At 66.6% G+C, this 13431-nt stretch carries 12 protein-coding genes; 4 read left to right on the forward strand and 8 right to left on the reverse strand.

Features of this window, described 5'->3' with window-relative positions:
* The first annotated feature begins 117 nt into the window (after positions 1 to 117).
* Genes crtA through bchO form a run of 4 tightly spaced genes read left to right on the forward strand, consistent with a single transcriptional unit; the run spans position 118 to position 4520 of the window.
* Complete coding sequence (gene crtA, locus G5V65_RS12140) at positions 118 to 966, forward strand: spheroidene monooxygenase (RefSeq protein ID WP_350339462.1); 849 nt, start codon at positions 118 to 120, stop codon at positions 964 to 966.
* Complete coding sequence (gene bchI / locus G5V65_RS12145) at positions 966 to 1970, forward strand: magnesium chelatase ATPase subunit I (protein WP_165050673.1); 1005 nt, start codon at positions 966 to 968, stop codon at positions 1968 to 1970. The genes crtA and bchI overlap by 1 nt, the downstream gene beginning before the upstream one ends.
* Positions 1967 to 3655 (forward strand): magnesium chelatase subunit D, encoded by a 1689-nt coding sequence (locus G5V65_RS12150; RefSeq protein WP_206526788.1) that lies wholly within the window; start codon positions 1967 to 1969, stop codon positions 3653 to 3655. Before bchI ends, G5V65_RS12150 begins: the two co-directional genes overlap by 4 nt.
* Before the next feature lies 1 nt (position 3656).
* Entirely contained in the window at positions 3657 to 4520 is an 864-nt protein-coding gene (gene bchO / locus G5V65_RS12155; protein ID WP_165050427.1) for an alpha/beta fold hydrolase BchO, read from the forward strand.
* A gap of 12 nt (positions 4521 to 4532) precedes the next feature.
* Here bchO and idi read toward each other — a convergent pair whose 3' ends face one another.
* The 8 genes from idi to G5V65_RS12195 form a co-directional block, all read right to left on the reverse strand.
* Positions 4533 to 5096: an isopentenyl-diphosphate Delta-isomerase gene (gene idi / locus G5V65_RS12160; RefSeq protein WP_241250551.1), complete on the reverse strand. Its 564-nt coding sequence runs from the start codon at positions 5094 to 5096 to the stop codon at positions 4533 to 4535.
* A 4-nt stretch (positions 5097 to 5100) separates the two neighbouring features.
* The gene (locus tag G5V65_RS12165) at positions 5101 to 6279 is read right to left on the reverse strand and encodes a geranylgeranyl diphosphate reductase (protein WP_165050429.1); all 1179 of its coding nucleotides are present in this window, start codon (positions 6277 to 6279) and stop codon (positions 5101 to 5103) included.
* 3 nt (positions 6280 to 6282) lie between these two features.
* A complete protein-coding gene (locus G5V65_RS12170; RefSeq protein ID WP_165050431.1) occupies positions 6283 to 7566 on the reverse strand; it encodes a BCD family MFS transporter in 1284 nt (427 codons plus the stop codon).
* Positions 7563 to 8462 carry a chlorophyll synthase ChlG gene (chlG, locus tag G5V65_RS12175; RefSeq protein ID WP_165050433.1) on the reverse strand — a complete coding sequence of 300 codons (900 nt, stop codon included), beginning with the start codon at positions 8460 to 8462 and terminating at the stop codon, positions 7563 to 7565. The genes G5V65_RS12170 and chlG overlap by 4 nt, the downstream gene beginning before the upstream one ends.
* Positions 8463 to 8580: 118 nt before the next feature.
* The gene (gene bchJ / locus G5V65_RS12180) at positions 8581 to 9189 is read right to left on the reverse strand and encodes a bacteriochlorophyll 4-vinyl reductase (RefSeq protein ID WP_165050435.1); all 609 of its coding nucleotides are present in this window, start codon (positions 9187 to 9189) and stop codon (positions 8581 to 8583) included.
* A 4-nt stretch (positions 9190 to 9193) separates the two neighbouring features.
* Complete coding sequence (gene bchE / locus G5V65_RS12185; RefSeq protein WP_165050437.1) at positions 9194 to 10846, reverse strand: magnesium-protoporphyrin IX monomethyl ester anaerobic oxidative cyclase; 1653 nt, start codon at positions 10844 to 10846, stop codon at positions 9194 to 9196.
* Positions 10847 to 11057: 211 nt separating this feature from the next.
* A complete protein-coding gene (ppsR, locus tag G5V65_RS12190) occupies positions 11058 to 12452 on the reverse strand; it encodes a transcriptional regulator PpsR (RefSeq protein ID WP_165050680.1) in 1395 nt (464 codons plus the stop codon).
* A 72-nt stretch (positions 12453 to 12524) separates the two neighbouring features.
* Positions 12525 to 13316: a cobalamin B12-binding domain-containing protein gene (locus tag G5V65_RS12195; RefSeq protein ID WP_165050439.1), complete on the reverse strand. Its 792-nt coding sequence runs from the start codon at positions 13314 to 13316 to the stop codon at positions 12525 to 12527.
* Between the last annotated feature and the right edge of the window lie 115 nt (positions 13317 to 13431).

The raw sequence follows: 13431 nt of genomic DNA on the forward strand, positions 1-13431 counted from the left end.
GTCTAGTTTGATTTACAATATCACAGAACACACCGTCGCACTCGCCCCTTTTCGCTTCCCCTTGGCGGCGCAAAATGTCAGACTAAGTTTACACCATCCCGCACGGAGGGTTGCGCCATTTCTGTCACCAGCCTCAGCCTCTTCCGTTTCAACGGTCTCCTGCCGCGCCTGTGGGTCATCGGCCAGATGGGCGCGGCACGCCTTGCCCTGCGGCGGGAACACCGGGCGCTCTTCTGGAAACTGTGCGGATCGGGCACCGGGGAAGGCTTTACCCCGCGCCCGAACTGGGGCGTCTGGGCGATTGTCGCAGTCTGGCCGGATGAAGCCACGGCCCGGGCGGCGGTGGCGGAAAGCCCGGTCTGGCGGCGCTGGCGCGCCCGCGCGACCGAGGCCTGGACTGTCTTCCTCGATCCCCTGTCGGCGCGCGGCCGTTGGGCAGGCGTCAACCCTTTCCTGCCCGAAGCCGCCACACCCGGCGAACAGCGCGGCCCGCTTGCGGCGCTGACCCGCGCCACGGTGAAGCCCGCGCGCGCCCTGCGGTTCTGGGATCGGGTGCCGTCCATCTCGGCGGTGATCGGACGCGATCCGAATGTGGCCTTCAAGATCGGCATCGGCGAGGTGCCGCTCCTGCATCAGGTGACCTTCTCGATCTGGCCCGACACGGCCAGCATGGCGGCCTTTGCCCGGGGCGATGGCCCCCATGCCCGGGCGATCCGCGCCGTGCGCGATGGCAACTGGTTCAACGAAGAGCTTTACGCCCGCTTCCGCCTGTTGGGCAGCACGGGCTGCTGGAACGGGTCAGACCCCATCGCCTCTCTCGGCGCACAGGAACCGTCTGCGAAGGTTCCTGACCCCAATCCTTCGGCAACGGATCGGGCAGCCAGCGAACCCCTTTCCCCAGAATTTTCGCAGAAAATTCGTCCCCAAGGAATTTCGCAAGAAATCCTTGCACTTACGGTGTCATGATGAAGCAACCCTTCCCCTTTTCAGCCATCGTCGGCCAGGAGTCGATGAAACAGGCGATGATCCTGACGGCGATTGATCCCTCCATCGGCGGCGTCCTTGTCTTCGGGGATCGCGGAACGGGCAAATCCACCGCTGTGCGGGCGCTGGCCGCGCTCTTGCCGGAGATCGACGCCGTTGAGGGCTGCCCTGTCAGTTCCGCCAGCGCCGATCAGGTGCCGGACTGGGCGCAGGGCGCGACCGGGCGGATGATCCGCAAGGCGACGCCCGTCGTCGATCTGCCGCTGGGCGTGACAGAGGATCGCGTGCTGGGCGCCTTGGACATCGAACGCGCGCTGACCCGGGGCGAGCGGGCCTTCGAGCCGGGCCTGCTGGCGCGGGCAAACCGGGGCTATCTCTATATCGACGAGGTCAACCTGCTGGAGGATCACATCGTCGATCTGCTGCTGGACGTGGCGCAATCGGGCGAGAACGTGGTAGAGCGCGAGGGCCTGTCGATCCGCCATCCGGCGCGCTTCGTGCTGGTCGGATCGGGCAATCCCGAAGAGGGCGAGTTGCGCCCGCAGTTGCTGGATCGGTTCGGCCTGTCGGTCGAGGTGACATCGCCGCGCGACGTGGAAACGCGGGTCGAGGTGATCCGTCGCCGGGACAGTTATGAAACCAATTACGGCGCCTTCATCGAAACCTGGAAGCCGCAGGATGCCGCCTTGCGCAACCGGATCATCGCCGCGCGCGGGGCGCTCGCCTCGGTCAAGACGCCGAATACCGCGCTGCATGATTGCGCCAGTCTCTGCATCGCCATCGGATCGGACGGCCTGCGCGGCGAGTTGACGCTGCTGCGCGCAGCGCGGGCGCTGGCGGCCTTTGAAGGCGATGACAGTGTCAGCCGGCTGCATCTGAAGGCGGTCGCGCCGATGTGCCTTGCGCATCGCCTGCGCCGCGATCCGCTGGATGAGGCGGGATCGACCACCCGCGTGATCCGCGCTGTGGGCGAGGTTCTGCCCTGATCCCCGCCGATGATCCCTGGGGCCGGGTGGAAACCGCGCTCGCCTGTCTGGCTGTCGATCCGGCCGGATTGCGCGGGCTTTGGCTGCGGGCGGCTGTCGGGCCGGTTCGCGATCTGGTGACAGATGCCCTCTGCGCCCTGCCCCTGACACTGCGGCGCATTCATCCGACGATCGGCGATGATGCGCTGCAGGGCGGGCTTGACCTGCCCGCGACGCTGGAAAGCGGGCGGCCGGTGATGACGCGGGGCCTGCTGGATCAGCCCTGCGCGCTGATCCTGACCATGGCGGAACGCTGCCCGCCGGGGCTTGCGGCCCGTCTGGCCGCAGCACTGGATGGGCGCGGGCATTGTCTTGTCGCGCTGGATGAGGCTGCCGCCCCGGATGAGGGATTGCCCGCCGGGCTGACGGATCGGCTTGGCCTGTTCCTCGATCTTGACGGGCTGGCCTGGGGCCAGTGTCGCCCCGCCCTGCCCGATCCCGCAAGGCTTGAGGCGGCACGGGAGCGGCTGGGCGATCTGCGGCTGACACCGGGCCAGCTGGACGCGCTGACGCGGGCTGCGGCGGAACTGGGCATCGCATCGCTGCGCGCGCCCCTGCTGGCCGCCGCCGCCGCGCGGGCCCATGCGGCATGGCAGGGACATGAGGCGATTAGCGAGGCGGATCTGAAGGCCGCGGCGATGCTGGTCTTTGCGCATCGCGCGACGGTGCAGGATGAAGCCGCCGAGGACATGCCCGAGGATGCCCCCCCGCCGGAGCCGCCGCCCGACGCCACAGGCGAAGAGGCAAAGGCCGAAGATCCGGGCCAGTCGATCCCGGACGAGATGCTGGTCGAGGCCGCCCTTGCCGCCCTGCCGCGCGACCTGCTGGAAAGCCTGGCAACCGGGCGGGCCGCCCGGGCCGCAAAGGCCGCCGGGGGCAGCGGGGCGGAACAGTCAGGCAATCGCAGAGGCCGACCCTTGCCGTCGCGGCACGGGGCGCTGTCGCAGGGCGCGCGGGTCGATATCGTGGCCACGCTGCGGGCCGCCGCGCCCTGGCAGCCGCTGCGCCGCCGTGACAGCCTGCGCCCCGGCGCGCTCTTGCATATCCGCGGCAGCGACATCCGGTTGCGGCGCTATCGGGAAACTTCGGACAGGGTGCTGGTCTTTGCTGTCGATGCCTCGGGATCGGCCGCCTTTGCACGGCTGGCCGAGGCGAAGGGGGCCATCGAATTGCTGCTGGCCCAGGCCTATGCCCGGCGCGACCATGTCGCGCTGCTGTCCTTCCGGGGATCGCGGGCGGAACTGCTCTTGCCGCCGACACGGTCGCTGGTGCAGACCAAGCGCCGCCTTGCGGGGGTGCCCGGCGGCGGCGGTACGCCGCTGGCTTCGGCGCTGCAACTGGCCATGGCCACCGCGCTGCAGGCCAAGGCACGCGGGCTGACGCCCACCATCGCCCTGCTGACGGATGGGCGGGGCAATATCGCGCTGGATGGCACGGCTGACCGTGCCCGCGCCGAGGAGGAAAGCCAGAGGCTTGCCCGTCAGTTGCGCCAGAGCGGGACACCCGTGATCGTGATAGATGTGGCGAACCGCCCGCAGCCCGCGCTCTTCGCGCTGTCGCAGATCATGGATGCGCCCTATATCGCGCTGCCCCGCGTCGATGCGCGGCGGCTGTCGACGGTTCTGGGCGCGGCGCTGGACGGCTGAGATGGTGTTCGACCGCATCCCCCCGGACTGGCCTTATCGCGACAGGGCCCGCCGCATCGCCAGCCCGCCGCATGACTGGTGCGTTGTCGATGCAGGCGAAGGGCCACCGCTGTTGCTGTTGCACGGCGCGGGCGGGTCCGGGCACAGTTTCCGCAAGCTGATCCCGTTGCTGACGCCGCATTACCGCGTCATCGTGCCGGACCTGCCGGGACAGGGCTTTACCCGATCGGGGGCGCGCGGGCGCTATGGGATTGATCCCATGGCCGAGGATATCGTGGCGCTGTGCCGCAAGCTTGACCTGTCGCCGCTGGCCGTGATCGGGCATTCGGCGGGGGCGGCGCTGGCCCTGCGCCTGTCGGATTTCCTGCCGCTGAAGGGGGTGATCGGCATCAATGCCGCGCTGGGGGCCTTTGAAGGCGCGGCGGGCGTTCTGTTTCCCCTGCTGGCGCGGGTTCTGGCCGTGACCCCGTTCATCCCGCATGTCGTGGCCCGGCTCTGGGGCCATGCCGCCACCGTGAACCGCCTGCTGGACTCCACCGGATCGCGGCTCGATCCCGAGGGGCAGGCGCAGTATCTGACGCTGGTTCGGGATGCGGCCCATGTCGACGGAACGCTGGGCATGATGGCGCAATGGCGGGTGGATGAGCTTATGGCGCAGCCCCGCCCAGTCGCGACGCCGACACTTCTGATCGCCTCGACCGGGGATATGGCCGTGCCGGCCCGCGTTTCGCGGGATGCGGCGCGGCATCTGAAGGTTGCGACCTATGCCGAACTGCCCGACTTCGGGCATCTGGTCCATGAGGAGGCGCCAGAGGCGGTGGCCGAACTGATCCTGCCCTGGCTGGATGCCCTGCCGCGCGGCTGATCGGCGCCGGGCCTAGCGGCCCGAAACCAGACTGCCAAAGATGCGATGCATATGCTCACCCAGATAGATGCGCAGCCAGGGGGTGAATTTCTCGGGGTTGCGCGCCACCTCGGCGGCGAGGTCATAGAGATCGACCCAGCGCACTGCGGCCACCTCATCGGGATTGGGCTGAACCGGCAGATCGGGCGCGGTTTCGGCGACGAAGATGTCGACCAGTTCATGTTCGATCAGGCCATTGCCCACCTCGGCCCGATATTCGACGCGATCGGCAAAGGCGGGAAAGAGGCCGGCAATGCCCAACTCCTCGCGCAGGCGGCGCACGGCGCAGGCGGCGGGATCCTCATCCCAGCGCGGATGGGTGCAGCAGGTATTCGCCCAGAGCCCCGGCGTGTGATACTTGGACAGCGCGCGCTGCTGGATCAGCACGCGGCTGCCGTCGATCACGAAGACCGACACCGCCTTGTGGCGCAGCCCGCGCTGATGCACCTCAAGCTTGCCCACCGGCTGCAGGCGGCCATCGACCCAGGCGGGGACCATCTCCTCGGTGACGGCAGGGGGGAAAAGGGTCGCGTTCATCGCATCAGGTCCATACCGGAGAGACCAGCCGCAGCAGATGCGCCATGTTCTTGATCCCGATCTTCACATGGGCCATCGGCCGCGCCTTCACCAGCTTCTTGTTCATATAGGCCTCGAAGGTCAGCTTCTGCACATCCACGTCATGGCAGAGGCTGACGAACCTCTCGCGCCGTTCATCGCTCCGATAATAGGCATCCTGCATCGACCGCAAGACCCGGAACACGGTTCCATGTTCCCGCATGAACAGCTTGCGCGCGATGCGCAGATCCGAGGCACGGCCCGAGGCGAGTGCCGCCTGCGCCGCCGTCGCCGCAACGCGGCCCCCGGCCATGGCGTAGAATATCCCCTCACCCGACGACGGCGCCACAACCCCGGCGGCATCCCCCGCCAGCACCACGTCACGGCCATTGTCCCAGCGATCCATGGGGCGGAGCGGAATGGGCGCGCCTTCCTTGCGGATCGTCTCGCATTCCGTCAGGCCAGAGGCCGCACGCAGATCAGCGGTGGCCTTCTTCAGGTCCACCCCATCCAGCCCCGTGCCCATCCCCACGCTCGCCTGCCCGCCATGCGGGAACACCCAGCCATAGAAATCAGGGCTGATCCGCCCGTCATAGATCACATCGCAGCGGTCGGGGTCATAGTCGGGCGACGGTTCGGGGGCCTTGATGATTTCATGATAGGCGATGACATAGGGGATCTTGTCGCCGCCGGGCACTTCGGCCCGGGCGACCACAGACCGCGCGCCATCCGCACCGATCACCAGCTTCGTCGCCGACCGCTTCTCGACCCCCGTCGCCTTGTCGCGCCAGACGACATGGGTTCCCGCGCCGTCGCGTTCGATCCGAAGGTAGGTTCCCGTCAGCCGCTCTGCCCCCGCCTTTCCGGCCCGGTCGCGCAGGTATTCGTCGAAATGCTCGCGGTCGACCATGCCGACATAGCCGTTCTCGATGGGGATATCGACCATGCGGCCCGTGGGCGAAATCATCCGCGCCGTGGTGATCCTGGCCACGATCTGCTCATCCGCGATGCCGAAATCCTTGATCGCACGCGGCGGGATCGCCCCCCCGCAGGGCTTGATCCGCCCCGCCCGGTCCAGCAGCGCCACGCGCTTGCCCGCCCGCGCCAGATCCTCTGCCGCCACGGCACCCGAAGGCCCGCCACCCACCACGAAGACGTCGTACATGGTTCACTCCCCCGGTATCAGTTGCGCGCGGGGCAGACGACCGCCCCGCCCCTCGACCACCCGCGCGGCAATCAGCGCGGACAGCACGAACAAACCCGCCTCGGCCAGGAAGACCGCGCCGAAGGCATCCTGAACCGGCATCACCAGCCGCAGCCCATCCGCCGCCGCCGCCCCCACCAGCCCGCCGAACCCGGCCGCCAATGCCTGCGCCGCGCCCCAGAGACCCATCCGCGTCCCCTCCCGCGCATTGCGCCCCTGGCCGGCCAGCGCCATCATCGTCCCGATCGCCGCCACGGCGAACATCCCGTTGAAAAAGCCAAGGCTCACCACCGCAGGCACCAGCGCCCCGCCCGTCTGCCCCAACCCCGCAATCGCCAGCAAGGACAGCGCGGACCCAAGGCACCCCGCCATCACCCACATCCGCAACGACCCGATCCGCAGCCCCGTCGCCGCGATGCCGACCAGCAGCATCCCCACGAAGACGCCGCCATTCTGCGCGCCCGAAAGCTGCGTGCTTTCCCCCGGCGCGAAACCGAAGACCAGCCCCGCATAGGGCTCCAGTATCAGCTCCTGCATGAAATAGGCGGTCATCGACAGGAAGATGAACAGCGTGAAGACCCGCGCCTTCCGCTCCGCCCAGACCTCCGCCATCCCCTGCCGGAAGGGCAGCGCCTCCGCCTCCCGCTCCGCCACCACGCGCCGCTCGATCCCCCAGACGGCGGCGGCGGTCAGCACCACCGCGCCCAGGGTCACGACGCCCACGATCTCCAGCAACAAGGCAGGGGTATAGGGGTCCAGCAGCGCCCCCACCGTCCCTGCCGTCACGGCAATGCCAAGGATCATCATCAACCAGGTGATCGTCGCCGCCGCCGCCCGGCGCCGCGGCTCTGTCGCCGTCGCCAGAAGCGCCAGAAGCGACGTCCCCGACGCGCCCACGCCCACCCCGATCAGGGCATAGGCGAGAACCGAAAGCGCCAGCCCCGCGCCAAATCCAGACGGGAACAAAACCACCGCCACCGCTGCAAGGAACGCACCCAAAGCCAGCGCCGCCATCCCCCCGATGATAAAGGCGGTGCGGTTCCCCTTGGTATCCGACCGGAACCCCCAATTGGGCCGCGTGATCTGGATGCCATAGTGCAAGGCCACCAGCAGCCCCGGCAGCACCGCAGGCAGCGCCAGTTCCACCACCATCAGCCGGTTCAGCGTCGATGTGGTCAGCACCACCACCGCGCCCAGACACATCTGCACAAGGCCCAGCCGCACGATCTGGACCCATGTGAGCTTCATGCCAGCCCCCGCAGCGCAAAGGCCGAAATCATCATCCCCGTGACATACAGCACCACGCCCGTCCCGTTATACCAGGGCGCCTTGCCCTTCGGATCGCGGAACAGCACGCGCATCGCCGCCACCTGCAGCACCAGCACCGCCAGCACGCCCAGCGCGTGCCAAGGCTTGCCCCAGAGCAGCAGCAGCGGAATGATCAAGGCCTGCGCCATGCCCATCACCGTGCAGGCGATCTTGGCCGCGACCTCCGGCCCCAGCACCACGGGCAAGGACCGCACGCCATGCTGCCTGTCGCCCTCCAGCGCCTTGAAATCGTTCAGCGTCATGATCCCATGCGCGCCAAAGGCGTAAAGCAGCGCGATGATCACCACCTCGAACCGCGGCGCGGCCTGCAACAGGACCGCCGCGCCCGTGAACCACGGCAGCCCTTCATAGGACAGCCCCACCAGCCCCGGCCCCCACCAGCCCGACCGCTTCAGCCGCACAGGCTCGGCGCTATAGGCCCATGCCGCCACGACCCCCGCGACAGTAGCCCAGAACCCCCAGGTCCCCAGCAGCGATCCAACCCACAGTGACAGCGCCGTCATGGCAAGGGCGATCCACAGCCCCCACCGCCCCGGTATCCGCCCCGAAGGGATCGGACGATCCGGCTCGTTCACCGCATCCACATGCCGGTCGCACCAGTCATTCGCGGCCTGAGACATCCCGCAGACGATCGGCCCCGCCAGCACCATGCCCAAAAGGACCATCCCCCAATTCCCCGACAGGGGCACACCGGAAGACACCGACCCGCAGAGATAGGCCCAGATCGGCGGGAACCATGTGATCGGCTTGATCAGCCGCAGCATGGCGCGCGGTTCGGGAAGGCGACGGGGCTGTATGGAATAGCTGACAGTCATGCTCCAACTACATAGCAGAATTCAGAGTCGGACAAGCCCAAACTGTAAACTTTACCTGACACTGGCTTCATCTTGGCCCAAATACCCAAAATCCGACATCTGCCACCCCACGCGCCGCTCAGGCATGGGGCAGCACCTCGAACCGGCAGGCCCCATCCCCCGCTGCCGCGCAGGCGACCTCGCGCACCACGCATCCCTTCCAGACCAGCCGCGCAAACAGCCGCTCGAACACCGCCGCGTGCCAGTGGCACATCGGGTGATCCCCCCGCAGCCCCGCTACCAACGGATTGCCCGCCACCTCGAACACCAAGGGCCTCCACCCCGCGATGCGGAACGCCCCCGACCCCGCGAAAGTCCAGGCATGCCGCGCAATCGCCCCCGCCAGCACCCGCGCGCCCAAAGGCGCAGGCAACGCCCGGATCACCCATTGCGCCACGCGCGGGATGCGGTGGCGCAGGATGTAACTCCCCGTCGCCAGCCCCGCCAGACGCAGCAGCCCCTCCGCCCGCTCCGGCACCGCCATCCGCAGCGCCAGATGCACCGCCGCCGCGTCGGCCTCAGGGATCATCCCCAGCGCGGGATCCGGCACCGCCACCCCCGCCGCCGCCATCACCTGATCGCGGAGAGCGCGCCCCTCCACCCGGTCCAGCACCGCGACAAGCTGGGTGATCGCATTCGGCCCGATCCGCGCCTCCGCCGCCGCAACAGGGACGAAGCCGCCGTCCATGACCTCAGGCCTCCTCGTCCATCTGCTGCTTGCCGCCGCCACAGGCCGCGACCTCGGGCATCTTGAACTTCCGCTCCTCCGCCCGCTCCGCCATCTGCGCCTTCACTGCCGCCCGCCGCTCGGCGGCCTTCGCGGCCTTGTCGGCGCTCGCCTCCCAATCCGCCATCTGGGCATCGGCAATCGTCCGCGTCTCGTCGAAGTGGAAATCCACCTTCCCCTTGGTCTGCGGCCCCCAATAGCCCGCCTTGCCAAGGTCATAGAAGGTTCGCCCCACCCCCGCCTTCAGAAACGCCTTGAGGCAGCCCAGCAGATAGCGCCGCCGGAAGCCCGTCCCGCGCCACGGATAATGGAACAGCGCCTTGCGCATGTAGAAACGGCGGTAATTCTTCATCACCCCGTCCAGAAGTTCCCCCCGCGTCAGCGCGGCAGGCTTCATGATGGGCGTGACGAAATTGTACTTCGAAAAGTCGAACACCTCCACCTGATCCCGTATCTCCTGAAACAGCGGAGTGAACGGCCAAGGCGTATACATCGACCAGTTGGCAAGGTCCGGCTGCCAGTCCCAGGCCATCTGGAACGTCTCTTCCAGCGTCTCCTTCGTCTCGTTCTCCAGTCCCACGATGAACTGCGCCTCGACGAAGATATCCGCCTCGCGCAGCAGGCGGATCGCCTCCTTGTTCTCGGCGACGGTGGTTTCCTTGTTGAACAGGTCCAGCTTCAACTGCGCCGCGGCTTCCGTCCCCAGCGACACATGCACCAGCCCCGCCTTGCGGTAGAACTTCAACAGATCGCGGTCGCGGTAGATATCCGTCACGCGGGTATTGATCCCCCAGGTCACCCGCTCGTTCAGGCCGCGGTCGATCAGCTCCTGACAGAATTCGACGAATTTCTTCTTGTTGATGGTGGGCTCCTCGTCCGCAAGGATGAAGAACCCCACCCCGTGATCCGTCACCAGCCGCTCGATCTCATCCGCCACCTTCTTGGGATCGCGCACCCGGTAATCGCGCCAGAACTTCCATTGCGAACAGAAGGAACAGGTGAAGGGACAGCCCCGCGCCATGTTGGGGATCGCGACCTTCACGCCCAAAGGCACATAGATATACTTGTCCCAGTCAAGGATCGACCAATCCGGGTCGATCGCATCCAGATCCTTCACCGTCGACGCAGCCTGCGTCGCCACGATCTCATCCCCATCCTTGAAGGCCAGCCCGCGTATCTTGCGCCGCCCCTCCGGCCACAGCCCATCCCGCACCGCCTCCATCAGGTTGACGAGGATCTCTTCCCCCTCCCCCCGCACGATCACATCGACCCAGGGCGCCTCTTCCAGCACCTGGCGGAACATGAAGGTGGCATGGATGCCGCCCAGAACGCGCAAGGCATCGGGGCAGGCTTCCTGCGCGATGCGAAGGGTTTCCTCGGCCTCGTAGATTGCGGGCGTGATGGCCGTCAGACCCACCACATCGGGTTTCAGCGACATCAGCCGCGCGCGCAGCTCATCATGGCCGATATGATGCGTCATCGCGTCGATGAAGTGGATGTCATCAAAACCGGCGCGGCGCAGGTGGCCGGTCAGATAGGCCACCCAGGCGGGCGGCCAGTTCCCCGCAATCTCTGCCCCGCCGGAATGGTAATTCGGGTGGATGAAAACGATACGCATCTTGTCCCCCTGCATTATGTAAACGCAAGTTGACAGTTTTTCGCGTTCAGACCTTGACGTATGTCAATTTCAAACGACAATTTCAGGGGTGAGGGCGGCCTGCATCAGGACAGGCCGAAAGCGGGGGGGCAGAATGCCAGGAGCGGGGGAGGCCATTGTCGCGACAGCGCAGCACAGCAATGCACCCGGGACAGGTGGCCCTGTTGCGCGCCTATTCGCCGTCCTTGTTCAGCAGGCCATATTTCCGCAGCTTCACATACAGCGACTGCCGCGACAGGCTGAGCATTTCCGCCGCCGCAACGCGGTTGTTCCGCGTCAGTTCCAGCGCGGTTTCGATGCACATCTTTTCGATCACATCGGTGGTTTCGGCGACGATGTCCTTCAGCGTGCTGGATCCCACCAGTTCCATCACATTGCGCACGCCATCGTCAGGCTGGCCAAAAGCCGGGCGCCGCAGCGTCTCGGCCCGGCTGGCATCGCGCACGACGAGGACAAGCACCGGATTGGGCCTGTCATTCAGCCACGTCGCAGAAATCTCGACCGCGATCTGCCCCATGAAATCCGTCGTCAGGCGCGTCGCATAAAGCCGCAACTGGCCCGTCCGCTTCACGTTGTCCAGAAGGACACGAAGATCGACGGCCCCCCGCGCGAGGAAATCGGTCAGCGACCGACCGCGCACCGCGGCCATGTTGGCGGTATCGGTCAGGTTCAGGAAGGCCTCATTCGCCGCGCGGATATTGCCTTCGCCATCGGCGAAGACGATCCCGTCGACGCCTTCGTGGTAAAGCCGCGAAAGGTTGTCGCCCAATTCATCCTGCGAGGCAGGGCCGCCCTTCGTCATGTCCATCTGGCACAGAAGGATCCGCTCGCCCGCCGCGCGAAACACCGTGGGCGAAAGGAATAGCCGCTTCTGCGAGCGCCGCGCCGTCAATTCGACCGGCAGCGCGCTTTCCGCAACCGCCAGATTGGCGAGGCTTTCCAGAAACTCACCCCGGCGACGGCCTTCGAATTCCTGCGCCATGGCCGCGCCGATCAGATCCGACCGGCTGCCGCCCAGAAGCTGCGCCGCTGCGGGGTTGATGTCGGTGATCCGCCCCGAGGACATGGAGACCATCACGACCGGATCGCGGATCACCTCCATCAGGACGCGATAGCGCGTGTCCATTTCCCGCTGCGTTTCATAGTCGCGTTCCAGCGCAAGCTGGGCCTGAACGAGTTGCTGCTGCACTTCGGCAATCGGGCGCAGGTCGCGCCCCAGCATCAGGATCGAGTCGTCCGCCCCGATGCGATGCAGCGAATAGCGGACGGGAAATTCCCAGTTCGACTGGTCGGCGTGGTTCAGTTCAACCGCCGTGTCGCCATGGCGTGCGCCCTGCATGCCAGCCAGCCGCGCGTCAAGCTTGCGAAGGCTTTCATCCGTCAGCACATCGCGCAGATTTGACCCTTCCCAATCGGTCAGCTGACCGAAGCTGCGGTGATGGGGATTGACGAGAACGGAAATGATGCGGCGGGACGGCGATACGAGCAGGGCAATATCTGACGCAGTCGCAAGGATCTCGCTCAGGAGATCGGGAGCGATCAGCGGCAACTTTCCGCCATTGAGCAAATGTCTACCGTCGGTCGTCACGCTCTATCCGATCTTGCGCCGCTGCCTTGCGGGAAGCGGCCCTGACATGGGTCAACTCAGTTCCTCGAGGGCGGCCTGTCCGATGTGAATGCCCAGCGCCAGCAGCGCGTGGGAAAGATCACTTGTCACCAGATCGGCCCCCGTGTTCCGCACGATTTCCTCCGTGCCGTCGACAATGGCCCCGCCGACCACCACCTTCAACGCAGACTTTCCTGACTCTTTAAGCGCTTTTACCACTGCACGGCAAGATTCAAGCCTGCCACCCGAAGCGATGGAGACCATCGCCCCGTCAAAGCTGCGCTGGGCAAGAAGCCTGGACAGTTCCGAAGCCGTCGGCGCGATCCGCAGCGAGACCGAGATCCCGACCCGGCGCAGGCGGCCGGCCAGCACCATTGCGCCCAGCGTGTGCTGTTCGCCACTTGGCAGAATCAGAAGAAGCGTCGGCCCCACACGCGGCCCCTGGGCATCGGCCGACCAGTTCGCCCCGATGTCGCGCAGGATGGCCTGCATGCGGGCCACCCCCATTGTCACTTCGGCAAAGCTGAGCCTGTCGCATTCCCAGGCCAGGCCAAGCCGCCGGGCCATTTCGGGAATGTAGACATCGGCAAAGACATCGGGGCTGAGGCGGCTGCGGCGGAGTTCGGGCTTCATCTCTTCGAAACTGCGCAGATTGCCCGACAGGATTGCCCGCAGGAACCGGTCGAAGACATCCTCCCGGATGACGGGATCCTCGCCCCCGTCGCGCGTCACGAGCCGCGCGACGACATCCGCTGCGAATTGCGAAACGCCGCCCATCTGGCCGTCGGCCCGATGCGCCGCCTTCAGTTGCAGTCCCTGTTCCATTCTTGGCTCCACGGCCCCGCAAGTCCAGCGCATCAGCAGACGCGCACCCCCCTACAGATGGCCTTCAATTACTGTCCGCCTTTGGTTCTAGATTGTCAAAGCAAATTGACACCCC

The sequence above is a fragment of the Paragemmobacter kunshanensis genome (assembly GCF_011059185.1).
Taxonomy (GTDB): domain Bacteria; phylum Pseudomonadota; class Alphaproteobacteria; order Rhodobacterales; family Rhodobacteraceae; genus Paragemmobacter; species Paragemmobacter kunshanensis.

What these genes read in the sequence shown, in the direction of transcription:
- G5V65_RS12170 (WP_165050431.1), bottom strand. Translation starts at nt 7,566, where the DNA reads ATGAAGCTCACATGGGTCCAGATCGTGCGGCTGGGCCTTGTGCAGATG.
- bchI (WP_165050673.1), top strand. Translation starts at nt 966, where the DNA reads ATGAAGCAACCCTTCCCCTTTTCAGCCATCGTCGGCCAGGAGTCGATG.
- bchE (WP_165050437.1), bottom strand. Translation starts at nt 10,846, where the DNA reads ATGCGTATCGTTTTCATCCACCCGAATTACCATTCCGGCGGGGCAGAG.
- bchJ (WP_165050435.1), bottom strand. Translation starts at nt 9,189, where the DNA reads ATGGACGGCGGCTTCGTCCCTGTTGCGGCGGCGGAGGCGCGGATCGGG.
- G5V65_RS12165 (WP_165050429.1), bottom strand. Translation starts at nt 6,279, where the DNA reads ATGTACGACGTCTTCGTGGTGGGTGGCGGGCCTTCGGGTGCCGTGGCG.
- idi (WP_241250551.1), bottom strand. Translation starts at nt 5,096, where the DNA reads ATGAACGCGACCCTTTTCCCCCCTGCCGTCACCGAGGAGATGGTCCCC.
- chlG (WP_165050433.1), bottom strand. Translation starts at nt 8,462, where the DNA reads ATGACTGTCAGCTATTCCATACAGCCCCGTCGCCTTCCCGAACCGCGC.
- bchO (WP_165050427.1), top strand. Translation starts at nt 3,657, where the DNA reads ATGGTGTTCGACCGCATCCCCCCGGACTGGCCTTATCGCGACAGGGCC.
- G5V65_RS12195 (WP_165050439.1), bottom strand. Translation starts at nt 13,316, where the DNA reads ATGGAACAGGGACTGCAACTGAAGGCGGCGCATCGGGCCGACGGCCAG.